18 protein-coding genes and 1 riboswitch are annotated in these 16,530 nt (G+C 43.6%); of the genes, 15 read left to right on the top strand and 3 right to left on the bottom strand.

The features are described 5' to 3' along the window. Window positions 1-110: 110 nt before the first annotated feature. The 11 genes from I579_RS01890 (at window position 111) to I579_RS01840 (ending at window position 9,790) form a co-directional block, all read left to right on the top strand. Entirely contained in the window at window positions 111-617 is a 507-nt protein-coding gene (locus I579_RS01890; RefSeq protein ID WP_010752888.1) for a YehS family protein, read from the top strand. A gap of 205 nt (window positions 618-822) precedes the next feature. Next, window positions 823-1,902 (top strand): ABC transporter permease, encoded by a 1,080-nt coding sequence (locus I579_RS01885; RefSeq protein ID WP_010752889.1) that lies wholly within the window; start codon window positions 823-825, stop codon window positions 1,900-1,902. A gap of 5 nt (window positions 1,903-1,907) precedes the next feature. Continuing rightward, window positions 1,908-2,606 (top strand): ABC transporter ATP-binding protein, encoded by a 699-nt coding sequence (locus I579_RS01880; RefSeq protein ID WP_010752890.1) that lies wholly within the window; start codon window positions 1,908-1,910, stop codon window positions 2,604-2,606. 208 nt (window positions 2,607-2,814) lie between these two features. After that, entirely contained in the window at window positions 2,815-3,297 is a 483-nt protein-coding gene (gene tnpA, locus I579_RS01875; RefSeq protein WP_169337950.1) for an IS200/IS605 family transposase, read from the top strand. Between the two features lie 310 nt (window positions 3,298-3,607). Continuing rightward, entirely contained in the window at window positions 3,608-4,981 is a 1,374-nt protein-coding gene (locus tag I579_RS01870) for a M24 family metallopeptidase (RefSeq protein WP_010752892.1), read from the top strand. A 112-nt stretch (window positions 4,982-5,093) separates the two neighbouring features. Beyond that, on the top strand, window positions 5,094-5,738 hold the full coding sequence (locus I579_RS01865) for a CatB-related O-acetyltransferase (protein WP_010752893.1): 645 nt from the start codon (window positions 5,094-5,096) through the stop codon (window positions 5,736-5,738). A 50-nt stretch (window positions 5,739-5,788) separates the two neighbouring features. After that, window positions 5,789-6,175, top strand: a complete 387-nt coding sequence (locus I579_RS01860) for an MmcQ/YjbR family DNA-binding protein (RefSeq protein WP_010752894.1) — start codon at window positions 5,789-5,791, stop codon at window positions 6,173-6,175. Next, on the top strand, window positions 6,165-6,635 hold the full coding sequence (locus tag I579_RS01855; protein ID WP_034810318.1) for a GNAT family N-acetyltransferase: 471 nt from the start codon (window positions 6,165-6,167) through the stop codon (window positions 6,633-6,635). The genes I579_RS01860 and I579_RS01855 overlap by 11 nt, the downstream gene beginning before the upstream one ends. Window positions 6,636-6,881: 246 nt before the next feature. Next, window positions 6,882-7,874, top strand: coding sequence for a serine hydrolase (locus tag I579_RS01850; protein ID WP_010752896.1), 993 nt, complete (start codon window positions 6,882-6,884; stop codon window positions 7,872-7,874). Between the two features lie 27 nt (window positions 7,875-7,901). Then, window positions 7,902-8,804 carry a DUF975 family protein gene (locus tag I579_RS01845; RefSeq protein ID WP_010752897.1) on the top strand — a complete coding sequence of 301 codons (903 nt, stop codon included), beginning with the start codon at window positions 7,902-7,904 and terminating at the stop codon, window positions 8,802-8,804. A 20-nt stretch (window positions 8,805-8,824) separates the two neighbouring features. Continuing rightward, window positions 8,825-9,790, top strand: coding sequence for a zinc-ribbon domain-containing protein (locus I579_RS01840; protein ID WP_010752898.1), 966 nt, complete (start codon window positions 8,825-8,827; stop codon window positions 9,788-9,790). Between the two features lie 93 nt (window positions 9,791-9,883). Here I579_RS01840 and I579_RS01835 read toward each other — a convergent pair whose 3' ends face one another. Together I579_RS01835 and I579_RS01830 are read right to left on the bottom strand one after the other, a co-directional pair. Further along, window positions 9,884-10,741 carry an alpha/beta hydrolase gene (locus I579_RS01835; protein ID WP_010752899.1) on the bottom strand — a complete coding sequence of 286 codons (858 nt, stop codon included), beginning with the start codon at window positions 10,739-10,741 and terminating at the stop codon, window positions 9,884-9,886. 166 nt (window positions 10,742-10,907) lie between these two features. Next, window positions 10,908-11,933 carry an LLM class flavin-dependent oxidoreductase gene (locus I579_RS01830; protein ID WP_010752900.1) on the bottom strand — a complete coding sequence of 342 codons (1,026 nt, stop codon included), beginning with the start codon at window positions 11,931-11,933 and terminating at the stop codon, window positions 10,908-10,910. A gap of 200 nt (window positions 11,934-12,133) precedes the next feature. Continuing rightward, window positions 12,134-12,199: riboswitch (Fluoride riboswitch) on the top strand. 100 nt (window positions 12,200-12,299) lie between these two features. Here I579_RS01830 and eno point away from each other — a divergent pair. After that, on the top strand, window positions 12,300-13,571 hold the full coding sequence (gene eno, locus I579_RS01825; RefSeq protein ID WP_010752901.1) for a phosphopyruvate hydratase: 1,272 nt from the start codon (window positions 12,300-12,302) through the stop codon (window positions 13,569-13,571). A gap of 81 nt (window positions 13,572-13,652) precedes the next feature. Here eno and I579_RS12755 read toward each other — a convergent pair whose 3' ends face one another. Beyond that, window positions 13,653-13,811, bottom strand: coding sequence for a hypothetical protein (locus I579_RS12755; protein WP_155854771.1), 159 nt, complete (start codon window positions 13,809-13,811; stop codon window positions 13,653-13,655). A 430-nt stretch (window positions 13,812-14,241) separates the two neighbouring features. Here I579_RS12755 and I579_RS01820 point away from each other — a divergent pair, with 430 nt between their 5' ends. From I579_RS01820 to I579_RS01810, 3 genes are all read left to right on the top strand, one after another. Further along, a complete protein-coding gene (locus tag I579_RS01820) occupies window positions 14,242-15,030 on the top strand; it encodes a YveK family protein (protein ID WP_010752902.1) in 789 nt (262 codons plus the stop codon). A 2-nt stretch (window positions 15,031-15,032) separates the two neighbouring features. Further along, window positions 15,033-15,683: a CpsD/CapB family tyrosine-protein kinase gene (locus I579_RS01815; protein WP_010752903.1), complete on the top strand. Its 651-nt coding sequence runs from the start codon at window positions 15,033-15,035 to the stop codon at window positions 15,681-15,683. Window positions 15,684-15,850: 167 nt separating this feature from the next. Continuing rightward, window positions 15,851-16,528 (top strand): sugar transferase, encoded by a 678-nt coding sequence (locus I579_RS01810; RefSeq protein WP_010752904.1) that lies wholly within the window; start codon window positions 15,851-15,853, stop codon window positions 16,526-16,528. Window positions 16,529-16,530 lie beyond the last annotated feature (2 nt).

The raw sequence follows: 16,530 nt of genomic DNA, 5'->3' as shown, positions 1-16,530 counted from the left end.
TTCTTACGTAGCAGTAGCAATATACGCGGATACGTCCACATCAACAAAGCTTTTTCAAATAACACCCTGCACCAAAAGCAACACCAAAATGAATCCATGCGGAGGAATAAATGAATAATAATGATCGATTATTGCGCTTGCGTTATGCTATTGACTTGAAGGATCGGGATTTAATCAAAGCCTTTGAGTTAGGCGGTGTACCGCTGACAAAAGAAGAGGCGCGAGCGGTGCTGACCAAAGTGCAAGACAAGCATGAAGAGGATGCGGAGAAAAACGTTTATGAAAAAGCGCTCAATAATCAAGTTTTTGATGCCTTTTTAAATGGTTTGATCCTCCTAGCCCGGGGGCCACAAAAAGAAAAACCGGCAGGAACAGCAGTCCAACCGAGTAAGGACATCAAGAACATCAACATCGTGTTATTAAAAAAGCTAAAAATCGCGCTTTCCATGACCACAGAGGACATCTTAGCTATTTTTGCTGAAGTGGAGCTTTATCCATCAAAAGGAGAAATCGGAGCTTTTTTGCGAAAGGAAGGGCAGCGAAATTTCAAGCCATGTGGGGATAAGTACATGCGTAATTTTCTCAAAGGCTTGGGGATTTACAATCGAAAGAAATAGGGAAGTACGTCTCTTTTAACCACTAATTTGAAAGGATTCGCAATTCTACGTGTTTACGTAGAATTATGGATCCTTTTTTGTATGAACAGGTGTAAACAGATAAAGTGACAAGTCGTCATAAAGAATCGTATACTGTTCTTTGCACAGAAAAATGGCTGGAAATTTCGAGAAATAAGAAATGGAACCTAAGGAGGATGGAGCAAAGATGTTTTTAGCGCGAAAAGAAATGCGTTATGCCAAGTTACGGTATAGCTTAATCATCGGAATCATGGTGTTAGTGTCATATGTGGTCTTTTTGCTTTCGGGCTTGGCAACAGGATTGGCCCATGAATTTGATCAAGGAATTGTTAATTGGCAAGCGGACAAAGTGGTTTTAGCGGCGGATGCGAATCAAAGTTTGAATGCTTCCCAGTTGATCCAAGGAGACGTAGAGCGAGTCACGGCTAGCGAGAAAGCGCCAGTAGGAGTCTTTAGTGGCGCCATCAAAAAAGGCCAGACGAAAGAGGACATCAACCTATTCGCAACGTCATCAGATGCGTTTATTCTGCCTAAAGTGACCAGCGGCAAGAACTTTGCTGCTAAAAATGAGATTATCATCTCGCAGAATTTGGCAGATGCTGGCTATAAAATCGGGGATCAAGTCACGATTGGAAAATACGATGAATCTTTGACGATCACGGGGATTTTTCCAGCAACGTATTACTTGGTATCGCCGGTGGTTTATACTTCTTTGGAAACTTTTACGAGCCTGAAATACGGCGGACAAGAATTTTCGGAGACGGCAGTAGAACCAATCAATGCGGTGGTAGTGAAAGGTACGGCAAAGGTAGACAATGCGGATGCAGCCAGTGAAACTTTGGAAGCAATCAAGACTGCGGGTTTCATTGAGTCGATTCCTGGCTATGCTGCTCAAAACTTAACATTAAATGGGATGATTTATTTCTTATTTGTGATTGTAGCAGCGGTGGTGGGAATTTTCATGTACGTCATTACCATGCAAAAAGCCCCAATCTTCGGTGTGATGAAAGCCCAAGGGATTTCCAATGGATTTATCGCAAAATCCATCGTCGCACAGTCCTTCTTGGTGGGAATCATCGGAGTTGCCGTAGCGATCCTTTTGGCACTGGGCACCAGTTTGATTTTACCGGATGCTATGCCGTTTCTAGTAGTACCAAAACAGTGGGGACTATATAGTGTGATCTTATTGGTGGTAGCGATTCTCGGGGGACTCTTTTCGATTCGCACAGTGACGAAGGTTGACCCGATTAGGGCGATTGGAGGTTGAGGAAAGTGGAAAAAGCATTGGATATGCGTCAGATAAAAAAAGTCTTTGGTAGCGGCCATACGGAAATCACAGCACTAAAAGGCATTGATTTTAGCGTCGCACCGGGAGAATTTGTCTCCATTATCGGGCCTTCTGGTTCGGGGAAGAGTACCTTTTTGACCATCGCTGGCGGCTTACAAAATCCTACCAGTGGTCAGATTTTTATCAATGGGCATGATTTTACGAGCCTTTCGGAGAAGAAACGCAGTAAGCTCCGGTTTAAAGAAATTGGCTTTATTTTGCAAAGCTCAAACTTGATTCCCTATTTGAAAATCCAGGAGCAATTTTACTTAGTGGACAAAGTGAAAAAAGAGGCGCTCAATAAAGAACGAATCGAAAAATTACTGACTTCCTTGGATATTTTGGACTTAAAAGACAAGTATCCCCGAGACCTTTCCGGTGGGGAACGCCAACGAGTGGCAATTGGACGGGCCTTGTACAATGATCCAAGCTTGATTTTGGCTGATGAACCCACAGCCTCACTAGATACAGACCATGCCTATGATGTGGTGAAATTGTTAGCCAAAGAAGCCCATGAAAATCAAAAAGCGACAATTATGGTTACCCATGATCCCCGGATGACCCAGTGGAGTGACCGGATTTTCCGCATGGAAGATGGGCTTTTGGTACCAGAAGAAGCCCCTCAGGGAAACGAAGAAAAATAACAGATACACGGTGAACATTTTATAAAAGATACTGTTACGGAGTAGTGAAAGCTACTTCGTTTTTTTAAGTTGGGCGTGGAGCCCTGTTGAGGTCGCACAGCGTCCGAAACAAAAAACTACCCGCTATGCGGGTAGAGAATCAGAGGCTATGCCACCAAAAATCCCATTCCTGTCGTACAATTGGGTTGTTCAGGCTCAATTGAAAGGAATGGGATTTTTGGCAAATAAAACAAACAGCTTAGCGCATACAAAATGGATGTGTAAGTATCATATTGTATTTACACCAAAGTATAGACGGAAACTAATTTACAATCAAGTACGGCGAGATTTAATTGAGATCTTCCAACTCTTGTGCAAGTACAAAGGAGTCGAAATTATCGAAGGACATATGATGCCAGATCATGTTCATATATTGGTAAGTATTCCACCCAAAATTAGTATCTCTTCATTTGTTGGCTATTTAAAGAGCAAAAGTGCCTTACAAATTTTTGATCGTCATGCCAACTTGAAATATAAGTATGGCAATCGAAAATTTTGGGCAGAAGGATATTATGTTAGTACCGTGGGATTAAACGAAAAAACAATCGCAAAGTATATTCGGGAACAGGAATCACACGATATCGCACTCGATAAATTGAGTGTACGAGAATATGAAGACCCATTTTCAGATGGTGGCTTCAGAAAAAAATAAACCGGTTTGACCGGTAAGTGAAAGTGCCAAGGGCATTGAGCCTGAACAAAGTGAAGGATAACGTCTTTAGGCGTAGCCATAGCAACAAGGGGTTACACCCGCAGAGCAAACCACCCGTTAGACGGGTGGTAATGATTGTTGAGTGAGATGGCAGAAATGGAAAAAATAGGTTGGTAGTTTGAAAGGAAAGAAAATAAAAAATCAATTCAATTTTCTTAACTGTCCGGCTAGTTTATTGGGTGGTGCTATTTTGATATGATAGAGAGTAGATACATACAGGAAAGATTTTGAAACGAAGGAGTGGCTTGGGATGATTACACTAAAAAAAGTTTCACCACCAGCAGTGGAGCAAAACCTCATACCGGTGCCTTTGACGGATGAAACTATTGCAGAACGTAAGAAATTAATTCTGCAAAAAATGCGGGAAGCGGGCTATGATAGCTTAGTTTTTTATGCTGATTTGGAACATGGGAGTAATTTTGAATACCTTACCGGCTTTTTACCGCGCTTCGAGGAGGCCCTGTTGATTTTGCATCAAGATGGAAAAGCCTATGGGGTCTTTGGCAATGAAAACTTGAACAAGGCTCAAAAAGCCCAGATTGACTTGATTCCGGTTCACATGCCCCACCTTTCTTTGCCAAATCAACCTATGGAAACAAAGGAAACCGTGGCAGAGATTCTGGGGAAATGCCACCTAGCAAACCGGCAAAACATCGGCATTATCGGATGGAAGTACTTTACCAATACAGTGGAGGAAGCACAGCAACTATTTGATCTGCCCTACTTTTTAATGGATGCTTTGAAAAAAGTGGCTAAAAATAGCAAGTTTACCAATGCAACGGGCTTATTGATAGGGGAAAATGGCGCTCGGACTACGAATAATGCCAATGAGTTCGCCCATTACGAGTTTGGCGCAGCTTTAGCAGGAAACTGCCTGCTAGAAGGCTTGGAGGAACTCGCCATTGGAAAAACGGAAATGGCGGTTGCAGAAAAATTATCAGCTAAAGGACAGGATCATACGGTTGTGACGATTATGGCGGCGGGCCCCCGCTTTGTGAAAGCCAATCTCTATCCTAGTAATAACCAAATCGCTTTAGGGGATCCGATTTCCATGACCACGGCCTATAAAGGCGGTTTGGAAAGTCGCACGGGTTTTGCGGTTCATCAGGCTAGTGAACTTCCAGCGGGGCAGCAAGATTATTTAGAAAAGCTGGTGATTCCGTATTTTAAAGCATTTACCACTTGGCTGGAAACCATTCAAATCGGCATCACCGGGGGAGCGTTGTATGCAGCTATTGAGGCAGTCTTCCCGAAAGCGAGTTACGGCTGGTCCTTGAACCCGGGGCATTTAGGTGGGGATGAAGAATGGATTGCTTCCCCGGTCTATCCCAACTCTCGAGAACGCATTCGCAGTGGTATGCTGTTTCAGATTGATTTGATTCCTTCGCTTGCGGGGTATCAAGGAGCCGGCTGTGAAAGTAGCGTCTTTTTGGCAGACGAAAAACTTCGAGAACAAATCAAAGCCGACTATCCAGAGGTTTGGGCTCGGATAATTAAGCGCAGAGCGTATCTGGAAGATACATTGGGTATTCGCTTAGGAAAAGAGTTGTTGCCAATGAGCCCGGCCATGGGGTATTATCCGCCATTTATGCTGGATAGAAAACTGGCACTTGTGAAGCAGTAAGAGTCAAAAAGAAGGCTACTTTTATTGACAAAAGAAATGCAGGTGATGACATGAGGCGTTGCATTGACGTGTCTGGAATAGCAAATGAACCAATACTTTTTAGGAGGATCTTATGACTATTCCAGAGAAAACAATTTACCCACGCACCGGGGACTATCAGACGATTTATTTAAATGCAGTGATTGATAATCCCGCTATCGCTATCGGCGACTATACGATTTACAATGATTTTGTCCACGATCCAACCCAGTTTGAAAAAAATAATGTGTTGTACCATTATCCGATTAATCAAGATCGATTGGTAATCGGCAAGTTTTGCTCCATCGCTTGTGGGGCGAAGTTTCTATTTAACAGTGCCAATCACTCCTTGAACTCGCTGTCTACGTACACATTCCCTTTGTTTTATGAAGAGTGGGGCCTAGACAAGAATACGGTGGCCTCTGCCTGGGACAATAAAGGGGACATCGTGATTGGTAACGATGTCTGGATTGGTTATGAAGCGGTGATTTTGGCGGGTGTTCACATTGGGGATGGGGCGATTATCGGAGCCCGCGCTGTGGTGACCAAAGACGTGCCACCTTATACGATTGTCGGTGGTGTCCCCGCAAAAGAAATCCGTAAACGCTTTGACGAGAAAACAATCACTCAGCTTCGGGAAATCAGCTGGTGGGATTGGCCCTTTGCAAAGATTCAGCAAGCTTTGCCTTTGATTCAAAGTGGAGATGTAGAAGGGTTAAGTGGTCTCGGCAAAAAATAGCAAGCGACAGCAGTTTTAGGACGCAACCTTTCAAAAATAAAGGAGGATTTATGGAAAAGTCGATGATTGCCCAACGAATCGCCACTTTCAAGGCTTTTGGGGAAACATTCAAAGGAGCGAAAGTGTACTTTCGGGATGATTGGGAAGTTTTCTATTTTGATCTTCAAGGAAAAATGTTTGGAATGATGAGTGATCAGGCAGGAGAGGATGCGATTATTACTCTGAAAAACTTGCCGGAAAAAAATGAAGAATTGCGCGAAATGTACAAGGACATCGTGATTCCCGGTTACTATGCCAATAAAACCCATTGGAACTCCATTAAGTTGTCTAGTCCAGAAGTAAGCGATGAGGAAATCAAGCAGATGATTACCATTTCCTATCAGTTGGTTTATCAGAAACTGACCAAGAAACAGAAAGCGGAAGTTGATGGAGAATAAAACTATGCTGAATGTTAAAAAATACAAAAGTACGGACAAAACAATCTACCACGCAGCGTTACAATTGCGGGACGTTCTTTTGCGTCAGCCAATCGGAAAATCAATCTATGAAGAAGATTTGACGATCGAACAGGACAACGATTTTTACGGCATCTTTCAAGGGGAGGAATTAATCGGAACGCTAAGTTTTTTTGAGAAACGACCTCGTGTTGCTCAATTAACGGTATTTGCGGTGAAACAAGAATTTCAGCGGCGAGGCTTAGGTAAAACGCTAGTCGCATTTCTGATTGCGGATTTGCGAAAAAGAAGGTATCGCAAAATAATTGTGGATGCGCGATCGGAGGCACGATTTTTCTATCAAAAATGTGGTTTTACGATTGAAAAGGGGCCTGTGATAAATCAAAAGCTTGGGGTCAAAGACTATCAGATGAAGTATGTGATTGAAAAAATAACTGATTAAAAGTGGGCGTTCGCAACCTATTATTTCTATGACTTTAAGAAGAAGCAGTTGGCATCTAGATGCTGGCTGCTTCTTTTGCTATTTATGCGGTAGACGGAACACAATTATTCCCCATGAAAACCGCCCTTTCTACTATTTCTCCAGCTTGTTCAAGGCTTCTTGCTACTACTGAAAGTAAAATGTGCTAAAATAAAAGCGGGTTTTTTCAAGAGAAGGAACTGTCATGGAAATGAAGGAAAAGACAAAGTGAAAAAATACAGAAAACGGGTGGTCGCTGGAATCATCTTGTTTGGCATAACAGGAGGCCTGACGTTTTGGGGATTGCGGGAAGTAAACCTAGTGAAGCCTCAACAAAATTCGAGCCACGAAGTTCAGTCCACCAGTAAAGAATTCACTACAGACCGAGCTTCTAGCCAGACACAATCCTCTAGTGGCACTAGTGGTACAACGGCGTTTTCGAGTGCTGGCCAGGTTTTTTCAACTGAAAGTAGTGGAGGAAGCAGTACCGCTGCATCCACCACGGCTACGGCAAATACTGCTGATAGTGAGGCGGTGCCAACGGGCATTCAGCAGGCCGCAGCTTCCTTATCTGAGTCGGCGGATCAAGTTACTTATGCAATCGAGTATTTTCAATCGGGACAACAATATACGAATCACAACCGACAACCTTTGATTGCCGCCAGTGTAATCAAGGTTTTTGTCATGGAGTATGTGTATTTGAAAGGCTTAGATTTGAATCAGATGGTGGGGGAGAGTTCTTTAGGAGATTTGGTGAGTCAAATGATTCAGATCAGTGACAATCAGGCCACCAATCAGATCATTGAATTCATTGGCATGTCCACTTTGAACTCCTATTTTCAGGCTGCCGGCTATCCAGATACCGTTTTAGAACGGGAAATGCTGGACACTACCGCCCAAAGAGCAGGGAAAGAAAACTACACTTCAATACCGGATGTGATGACATTTTTGCAGCGACTTTATGACCATCAGGGCGAGGCTCCCTATGGGGCGATGTTGCAAATCATGATGGGGCAGCGAGTTCGCACGAAGATTCCTGCTAAATTAAATGCCGCAATCCCCGTTGCAAATAAAACCGGGGAACTAGCGGGAGTGGAAAATGATATCGGCATTGTTTTTGCAGATCATCCCTTTGCAATCGCAGTATTGTCAAATGGGGTTTCTGACAGTGGCGCCATGCGAGAGGCCATCGGGAATCTTGCATCCGCTGCTACTCAATAAATGGAAAATGAAGGGTCGGAAAGGTTTATGAATTATTGTCCAAATTGTGGAGAGCCAGTCAATGAAGGAGCCAAGTTTTGTCCAAAGTGTGGTCAGAATTTGGAAGCAACCACGGGAGCGGCTCCTTTGGGAAAAGCGAAAGCACAGTGGAGTCAGTTTTTAACAGATGAATCCGGGGAGCTTTTGATGGAGCAAGCGAAAGGTTTGGAGGTTACTCGGGGTGATCTAAAGGAAGCTGCTCAGCGAAAATTGTCTGGACGCTACGGCGAGTGGCTAAAGACGATCCTTTGGTATTTAGTCGTGGTTGCGCTAAGCAGTGTTTTCTTATCCGTGGCATTGGGGAAGATGGCCTATCATTCCTTTTGGTATAACTATGGCTATGGGTATGGTGAATTTGGCTCCGGGGTTTCTTATGTAATCTGGTTACTCCTTTTCTTAGTCGTCTTTGTCTTTCTATTTTTAGTAAGCACGTTGTTCCAAGCGGTGATGCAGTGGTGTAGCATTTTCACCTTAAAGGGACAGCGAGCGGATGGAGTGCGGATTTTCCGTTATATGATTCGTTCCCAGAAAAATCGGGTGCTAAAAGCCAACGTACTAACGGGGATCTATACGTTTCTTTGGTCTTTACTTTTGGTGATTCCTGGCATTGTCAAAGGTGCTTCCTATGCGATGACCAATTATTTACTGGAAAAAGAGCCTGATATCACCGCCAGCGAAGCCATTAGCAAAAGTCGGAAAATCATGCACGGCTACAAGCTGGAATTCTTAATTTTACGCTATTCATTTTATCTTTGGTGGTTGGTCATGGCTTTATCTGCTGGCTTAGCTGGTTTTTACGTGTTACCTTATCAAAATGTCACCGAGATGAAGTTTTTGGATCTTTTATATCAAAAGTATCAAGAAAAACAAGCCGAATCAGCGGACTTGTAAGGGGTTAAGGAGGAAATCTGATGAAAGTATGTCCAAAGTGTCAAGCGCAAAATGATGACCAAGCAGCGTTTTGTGAACAGTGCGGCTATCATTTTACTGAAGAAGAAGCTGCAGAACCAGCAGCACAAGGCGAACGGTTACAAACTGAAACCAATCCTGAACCAACCGCAGCGGTGGCTAGTCGACGAACCACGGAAAAAAACGGCAACAAGGTTCCTTGGTTAGTTGGCGGAATCATCGTTCTTTTAGGCGTGGTCTTAGGGTTGTCCTTGTATCTCTTTTTAGGAAATTCAAAACCAGCGCCCACAGCGGCTAGTAGCACGCAAATGGAAAGCACGGCCAAAAGTCAAAACAGTACCGCCGAATCAAGCACGAAAGAAGACGAGTTGGCGAAGTATGATGATATCATCACTGAGGCAAAAAAATTGACCATCGCCGGCAAGTACAAAGAATCCGAATTGCAATTGGCGGCAATTCCTGTTAGTGCTTTGGCTCAGGATAAATACAGCACCATCCGCAGTGCAATTGAAGATTTAAATGCTAAAAACGCTGCGGGGATGAACCAACAAGCCGCAAAAGATACTCAGGGGAATGCCGGGGGCGACTCGACCTTCGTGGGAGATTTTGCCAAATGGGCGAATACCTACACGTTTTATTACTCCCAAGAAGACCAGATTCAAAGCACGTTGACCATCTCAGCCAATGGTGGCGTCACCCAAAATAACTATGATGGCACCCAATATTTTGGCAAAGCGGTCATTACTTCGGCGGATGGGGAATACCTCAGCTATGAAACCAATGAGCTCTATCCAGGGGAAATGCCGGCAACAAAAATGATTGAGCCCAATGTTACGATTACCATTGATTGGGACAACGGCGGTGGCAGCCAAGTTTACTATGGCTATCTCTCCTATTCCTCCCGTTTGGCTTTAACCGACGGAAGAGAAAAAGGTGCCGGCGTCAACGAAGTTTGGATTTCGTATTAGATTGATTCAGTAAAATAAATGGAAAAAGCGATTCAGAAAGCATCACGCTAAGGAGCGGAAGTTTTTCTGAATCGCTTTTTTGTGGACTTGTGTTTATCCCTGGAGAAAAGCAACTAGATTGGGCCAGATTTTTTCGGCTTCCGGTAACTCAAAAAGGGGATAGACATGGAAAAGGCCGGTTTCTTCAAAAAATTGTAAGGAAATCTGTTGCTGGGCACAGATTGCTCGAAATTTTTGACCATCGGGATAGAGGACGTCACTGGTGCCAAAGACAATCATTATCGGTGGCAGACCATGGACCGCTCCGTAGATAGGGGATAGACGGAAATCTTTAGGGTCATTGCCAGCAGCATAGCGCAAACCACTTTCCCTAAGCGAGTCCGGATTAAGCCAAGGGTCCTCTTGATTTTTTGCAGGAATCTCGGGATTGGTCATGGTCACGTCTAGATAAGGCGATAGCAGCAACAACTTTTTCGGTAAGGGTTGCTTTAGGTCACGGAGCTCCATGGTCAAACCTAATCCCAGGCCAGCCCCTGCTGAATCCCCCACAATGAAGATTTCCTCCCCAGGATAGTCTTGTAAAAGCTGATGGTATAAAGCCTGTAAGAGTTGATGGGCTGCTAAAAAATTTCCTTTAGGAAGGATGGGGTAATCTGGGGCAACCAAATGATAACCGGTAGCTTTGACTAGTTTGGCTGCAAAGCGCCAGTGCATCCCACCAAAACTGCGGAGATAAGCACCACCGTGTAGAAAAAGAATGACGCCTTGACGGGAGGAAGGGGAAAAAATAGTGGTGATTTGACAGTCTTGCAACTGGGTTACTTCAAAGTCTAGACCATCGAGTAAGTCGGCAGAAGGAATCGGGTATTGAAGAGCACCACTGTCCAGTGAGTCTTTGCGTCTTTCTTGGCGCATTTGATCTTTTAGTTGTTGGGCTTTTTGACTAATCATCAGCAATCTCCTGCTTTTTTTTCTTTAGTATACGTCTTTGTTACAAGAACGGCTAGCCACTAGCTGAGCGGTACACAGTCTTAGGTTAAGAAAATAGGTGCTGCAGGCTCCTGAAAAAAAGGAGTTCGCAACACCTGTTTTACTGTACTGGATTAGTGAGTTGATATTAGCGCCAGCCTAATTCTGGTGCGACATCTTTTAGAATTGTATCCAGTAAATGAATATTGTAGTCTACGCCTAAAGTATTGGGAATCGTGATGAGCAAAGTATCGGCTTCTTTGATTGCTTCGTCTTCGGCTAATTCTTTAGCGATTTTGTCTGGTTCACCAGCGAAGGTTTTCCCGAAGATCGTTGGATTTTGATGGTAAGCTAAGAAGCTCACGGAATCGTATTTCAGCTCTTCATCTTGGTGGCCAAACAATTGCCGATCGAAATCCGTGGTAATCGGTTGAATGGAGCGGGTAACTAAGGTTCTTGGTTCAAAAGTGTGACCGGCTTTTTTCCAAGCTTCTTTATAAGCCCGCAATTGATTCGCTTGTTGAACATGGAAGGGTTCCTTGCTTTCGTAATTGACCAAGGTGGAAGATTGGAGATTCATCCCTTGTTCTGCTGCCCAAATGGCGGTTTCCTTGGAGCCCGCACCCCACCAGATGCGCTGGCGCAATCCTTCTGAGTAAGGCTCTAAGCGGAGTTTTCCGGGAGCTTGGGGAAACATCGGCTGTGGATTAGGTTCTGCAAAATGATGACCTTCCAATAACTTCAAAAATTCCAAAGTCCGCTCTCTTGCAACTTCCTTCACATCTTCTTCACTGTAGTCATACCCAAAGTATTTCCAACCATCTAGGACTTGTTCCGGTGAACCACGGCCGACGCCTAATTCCACTCGTCCTTGAGTGATGATATCGGTCAATCCGGCATTCTCGGCCATCATGTAGGGATTTTCATAGCGCATATCGATTAAGCCGGTACCGATTTCGATTTTACTCGTCTTCGCACCAATCGCCGCCAGTAAAGGAAAGGGGGAGCCGATTTGATCAGCAAAGTGGTGAACTCGAAAATATGCGCCATCCAGCCCGATTTGCTCCGCCGCAACGGCTAATTCAATGGACTGCAAATAGGAGTCTTGGGCGGTTTTGACTAAGGAGCCTTGGTTCATCCAATGACCAAAACTCAAAAAACCAATCTTTTTCATGAGAGTACCTCCTGCAAACATTTTATTCACCTTACTTTTTGTAAGAAAAAGTATTGTACGTTTTTTTCTAGCAAAAAGCGAGTAATTGTTCTCGGCAGCTCGAATAAGGGGGAAAAGAATGTGTCGTGGTTCTACAAATTATAAGCTAAAAGGCGGAAAAGCCTTCTGTTTGTCAAATATTTTTATTGGTGGTATGCTTTTTGTGTAAGAGGGATGGTGCTCCCTCCTAACTGCTGAGTGATTCAGCTGATGGCGCCTGTTATAAGTTAAATATTTTTAGAGTTCTGCTTATTTGGTATGAGCAGATTTAAAAATATTCAACTTGTAACAGGCTTTTTTTTATTTAATTTGAAGGAGGAATTCAACATGACAGTAGTAATCGAAAGGGTAAAAGCAAGAGAAATCTTTGACTCCCGGGGCAATCCCACCGTCGAAGCAGATGTTTTATTATCGGATGGAACTTTAGGCCGTGCAGAAGTGCCCAGTGGTGCTTCCACAGGGGATCGAGAGGCCGTGGAACTGCGGGATGGTGGCAATCGGTTAATGGGTAAAGGCGTCAAAAAAGCCGTGGACAATGTCAATGATGAAATCAACAACGCACTTAAAGGGCTCTCGCCTTTTGATCAGGCCCATATTGATCAAGTCATGATTGCCTTAGATGGTACACCAAACAAAGGCCGTCTAGGGGCAAATGCGATTTTAGGTGTTTCCATGGCGGTTGCTCGAGCTGCTGCTAAAAGTCAGGGGATTCCTTTGTATCGTTACCTTGGGGGCGTCGATTTGGAATTGCCTCAACCTTTCTTTAACGTGATTAACGGTGGAGTGCATGCCGATTCTGGAATCGATGTGCAAGAGTTCTTGATTACCCCGGTCAAACGCAATTCCTTCCGTGATGGCGTGGAAAAAGTTGCCAATATTTATCATACGTTGAAGAGTGTACTGGGGAAAGAAGGCTATGAAACAGCCGTTGGAGATGAAGGGGGCTTTGCGCCAAAATTAGGCAGTACGGAAGCTGCGATTGAAATGCTCTACCGGGCCATTAAAGAAGCCGGGTATGTACCAGGGGAAGAAATCGCCATTGCACTAGACCCGGCATCAAGTGAATTTTATAGTGACGAAACTAAGAAATACCATTTCGAAGGAAAAGAAATGACTTCAGATGAAATGTTGGCTTACTATCAAGAGCTAGTGAAGAAGTACCCAGCGATTATTTCAATCGAAGACGGATTTTCAGAACATGACTGGGATGGCTTTAAAAAGATGACAGAAGAAATGGGCGATACCATCCAATTAGTCGGGGATGATATTTTTGTCACGAATCCAACCATTTTTGCCGAAGGAATCAAAAAACAAGTTGCAAACTCCATCTTGATCAAGCTGAATCAAATCGGTACAGTTTCAGAATCCATAGAAACGATTAAAATGGCGCGGGCCAATGGGTACACCACGATGATTTCTCATCGTTCTGGTGAAACTGGGGATACGTTTATCGCGGATTTTGCAGTGGCGATGAATGCCGGTCAAATCAAGACGGGTTCGATGGCTCGTAGTGAACGGGTTGAAAAGTACAATCAATTTTTAAGGATTGAAGAAGAACTGGCCGGGTATGGGCAATTGGCTCATTTTCCGAAAGCCTAAACAAAGGAATGCGATAATCATTTAAACAATTGGTAGCATTGGAGCGTTTAAGAGAGCTGTTTTCCAGCTACTTAATGACTTTCAAAGTTTAGAAAAACCGTCAAAAATTGGCTTTTTCAGGGCCAGTTTTTGACGGTTTCTTTTTGGTGAGTTTTTCTCCTTCACAGAGAAAGCAGAAAAACTAGGATCGGGGGCTGTTTTCTTACTTTGCATCTGTAAGCTAAATTCAATAAATAACATTAGTTCCTGTTTAGGATGTGTTCCTTTGATACTTTTTATCTTGCTTCAAACCTTTAAAGGTAGTTCTCAAAGGTCGCTTGCGTTCCTTTTTTTAAGTAACAAATAATGCTCTTTTTTTATAAAAATCAATTTTGTATCAAAAAAATATTAAATAACGATTATTAAGGAAATGTTAAGAACGATTGTTTTCTATCGTCGGATATTGATTAGAACAGGGTTTTTGAAAAGTGCAAAACTTTTTGGAATATCTGAGAAAAAATTTTTTATAGAACAGGGAGTTTTACTTTTTTAGAAAAAGCATATGATTAATTTATAATTAAAATAAAACGAGCGAAACTTATTTTACTATTATGTTGAACTTCTTTGAAAGCGGAATATATAACGTTAGTTTTGCAAGGCCAGGATGATCAAAAAAAAGGTGGGAAGTCGGATGAGTGAAACGATTAGTGTAAGAAGACTGTTCCAAGTAGTAAAGAAGCGTCTGTGGCTACTGTTAGTAAGTGGCGTCATCGGGGGGCTAGTGGCAGGGGGCATCACGTATTTTGTACTTACTGCTCAATATTCCGCCCAAGCGCAGCTAATCGTGACCTTGGCTGCTTCTGAAACCATGAGTGTCAATGATATCGATACGAACTTGCAGTTGATCAATACCTATAAGGATATGGTCACTGGGGATTTGGTTATGGGGGAAGTCAGTCGCTATTTAGAGGACGAGGAGTCTTTGACTGTAAGTAAAAGCGAGGTCCGAGAAGCGATTGAAGTCCAACAAAGCCAGAATTCGCAGATGTTTTCCATCGTTGCTACCAGTGATCAACCAGAAAAAGCAGCTCTCTTAGCAAATACTACCGTGGAAATTTTTAAAAAGAATATCAAGAAGATTCTGAACTTAGATCGAGTTTCCATCGCCTCTTATGCAACAGCGAATCCAGTTCCAGTTTTTCCAGTTCCCCAAAAAATGATTTTAATCGGTGGCATTCTTGGCCTTGTAATCGGCATGATTACGATTTTTTCCTTGGAGATTCTCGGCCCACGGATAAAAAATCAGGCCTACTTAACCGACAATTACGAAGTACCCTTGCTTGGGAGAATTCCCTTAACTAAGAGCCAGTCGTCAGTGGTGAAAAAAACGATGGCGGTTGAAACCCGAAGCTCTTCAGTGAAAGACCGGGGACAATCGGAAAAAGACTATGGCAAAAAAATCATCCGGGGGGCGAAATAACCATGAAAACACAAACTATGACCATCCCAACCTTGATTACGGAAATGGAGCCTACTTCAGGAACAGTGGAGGGCTATCAAGAACTTAGCACCAATTTACGCTTTGCCATGTTGGAAACGAACCTGAAAACGCTGGCCATTACTTCTGCTAGTGAAGGGGAAGGCAAGTCCACAATTACCGCTAATCTAGGCATTCTTTTTGCCCAAAGCGGTCAGCGAGTCTTACTCGTGGACGGCAATTTGCGCCATCCTTTTCTCCATCACCTTTTTGCTCTGAAAAATCAGGTGGGCTGGGGCAACTTGCTAAATGGGCAAGTGACCAATCTACAGGAAATCATCTGTCCCACCAGTGTGGCCAATTTATTTTTGCTACCCAGTGGTGTCAAGTCACCTAATCCAGCACAACTATTGAGCATGAAGAGCCTTGCCTTGTTTATGGAGGATGTAAAGGACGACTTCGATGTGATTTTATTTGACAGTCCGGCCTTAAATAAGGGAACAGAAGCTCAGTTTTTGGCTGCGAAAACGGATGGCACATTAATCGTGGTCAAAGAGAACACGACGAAAAAAGAAGGTTTGCGTCAGGCTTATCATCAGCTGTTGCAAGCTCATGGACGGATTCTCGGCTTTGTTTACAACGGAGCTGACAAATAAAGTTTTAAGAAGGGAATATCGGTTTTGATCTAAGAAGTAGGTTTCTTGGCAGTAGTTTAAGGTAACTCATTTTGTGAATTCGCTTACGTTTTTGTCAATCGGTTTGTCGAGGCAATCGGCTAGTAGGGCAGGGGAAGGTAAGAAAGTCACTAAAGGAGGGACTTTAGATGGTGACAAAAAGAGAAATCATCTTTTCCAGTGAGCTGCTGTGGATCCGATCGGAACATTTGTTAAAGAAAAAAAGGTACGAGGTATTGAAACGGATCATCGACATTGTTTGCGCAACAGTCGGCCTGTTGCTTTTGTCCCCCATTTTGTTGTTTGTCGCTTTGCGGATTAAGTTGGAAGACCCTAGCTGTGGGGTCATCTTTCGCCAAGAGCGGATTGGGAAAAATGAAGTTCCATTTACCATGTATAAATTTCGTTCCATGTGCCAAGATGCGGAAAGTCAGTTAGCCGCTATTTTGGATAAAAATGAAATCGAAGGAGCCATGTTCAAAATTCAAGAAGACCCTCGGGTAACACACTTTGGCAGATTTATTCGCAAGACGAGTCTGGATGAATTGCCCCAGCTAGTCAATGTGCTGAAAGGGGAGATGAGCCTGATTGGGCCACGGCCGCCTTTGCCACGAGAAGTCCTGGAATATACGCCATACGATAAGCAGCGACTCTTGGTGAAACCTGGTTGCTCCGGTTTGTGGCAAGTCAGTGGGCGCAACAAAGTGAGTTTCAAGGAAATGGTGGCCTTGGATTTGGCATATATCCATCAACGGAGTATCTTTTACGATTTTAAACTCATGGCGAGAACGGTGAAGGCCATGATTGTCCCTAGTGGTTCCTATTAAGG

It is taken from the genome of Enterococcus asini ATCC 700915, from assembly GCF_000407365.1.
GTDB lineage: Bacteria > Bacillota > Bacilli > Lactobacillales > Enterococcaceae > Enterococcus_C > Enterococcus_C asini.
This window is presented reverse-complemented; position numbering and strand designations above follow the sequence as displayed.

What these genes read in the sequence shown, in the direction of transcription:
- I579_RS01890 (WP_010752888.1), top strand. Translation starts at nt 111, where the DNA reads ATGAATAATAATGATCGATTATTGCGCTTGCGTTATGCTATTGACTTG.
- I579_RS01885 (WP_010752889.1), top strand. Translation starts at nt 823, where the DNA reads ATGTTTTTAGCGCGAAAAGAAATGCGTTATGCCAAGTTACGGTATAGC.
- tnpA (WP_169337950.1), top strand. Translation starts at nt 2,815, where the DNA reads ATGGGATTTTTGGCAAATAAAACAAACAGCTTAGCGCATACAAAATGG.
- I579_RS01870 (WP_010752892.1), top strand. Translation starts at nt 3,608, where the DNA reads ATGATTACACTAAAAAAAGTTTCACCACCAGCAGTGGAGCAAAACCTC.
- I579_RS01865 (WP_010752893.1), top strand. Translation starts at nt 5,094, where the DNA reads ATGACTATTCCAGAGAAAACAATTTACCCACGCACCGGGGACTATCAG.
- I579_RS01860 (WP_010752894.1), top strand. Translation starts at nt 5,789, where the DNA reads ATGGAAAAGTCGATGATTGCCCAACGAATCGCCACTTTCAAGGCTTTT.
- I579_RS01855 (WP_034810318.1), top strand. Translation starts at nt 6,165, where the DNA reads ATGGAGAATAAAACTATGCTGAATGTTAAAAAATACAAAAGTACGGAC.
- I579_RS01845 (WP_010752897.1), top strand. Translation starts at nt 7,902, where the DNA reads ATGAATTATTGTCCAAATTGTGGAGAGCCAGTCAATGAAGGAGCCAAG.
- I579_RS01840 (WP_010752898.1), top strand. Translation starts at nt 8,825, where the DNA reads ATGAAAGTATGTCCAAAGTGTCAAGCGCAAAATGATGACCAAGCAGCG.
- I579_RS01835 (WP_010752899.1), bottom strand. Translation starts at nt 10,741, where the DNA reads ATGATTAGTCAAAAAGCCCAACAACTAAAAGATCAAATGCGCCAAGAA.
- I579_RS01830 (WP_010752900.1), bottom strand. Translation starts at nt 11,933, where the DNA reads ATGAAAAAGATTGGTTTTTTGAGTTTTGGTCATTGGATGAACCAAGGC.
- eno (WP_010752901.1), top strand. Translation starts at nt 12,300, where the DNA reads ATGACAGTAGTAATCGAAAGGGTAAAAGCAAGAGAAATCTTTGACTCC.
- I579_RS12755 (WP_155854771.1), bottom strand. Translation starts at nt 13,811, where the DNA reads ATGTTATTTATTGAATTTAGCTTACAGATGCAAAGTAAGAAAACAGCC.
- I579_RS01820 (WP_010752902.1), top strand. Translation starts at nt 14,242, where the DNA reads ATGAGTGAAACGATTAGTGTAAGAAGACTGTTCCAAGTAGTAAAGAAG.
- I579_RS01815 (WP_010752903.1), top strand. Translation starts at nt 15,033, where the DNA reads ATGAAAACACAAACTATGACCATCCCAACCTTGATTACGGAAATGGAG.
- I579_RS01810 (WP_010752904.1), top strand. Translation starts at nt 15,851, where the DNA reads ATGGTGACAAAAAGAGAAATCATCTTTTCCAGTGAGCTGCTGTGGATC.